Origin of the sequence: Klebsiella sp. HN106 (assembly GCF_051209435.1) — a bacterium.
In the GTDB taxonomy this organism is placed as follows: domain Bacteria; phylum Pseudomonadota; class Gammaproteobacteria; order Enterobacterales; family Enterobacteriaceae; genus Klebsiella; species Klebsiella oxytoca.
Genome location: NZ_JBLURD010000271.1, coordinates 1 through 284, shown reverse-complemented (window position 1 = coordinate 284; position 284 = coordinate 1). Strand labels below are relative to the sequence as shown.

Annotated in this window: 1 pseudogene; it reads left to right on the top strand. The window is 52.5% G+C overall.

From position 1 onward, the window contains the following. Nucleotides 1–284, top strand: a pseudogene (locus tag ACSIPU_RS31195) (lytic transglycosylase F); the annotation flags it as partial.

Below are 284 nucleotides of genomic sequence, written 5' to 3'. Positions count from 1 at the left end.
GCGCCGCCGGCAGCAGCCGAAGACAACACGCTGTCGATTCATATCGACGATATGCTACGGCCATGGAGAGGCGATTTGCCTGGCATGATCGACCGTCGTACCATTCGGGTATTAACCACCTACAGCAAGACCTTCTTTTTTATTGATAAAGGCACCCAGCGCGGGGCGACGCACGACATTTTTATCGCGCTGGAAAACGAGCTGAATAAACAGCTAGCGAAGGATAAAAAGCTCAAACAGCGCCACCTGAAGCTGCATATCGTTTTTGTGCCGGTCAGTCGGGA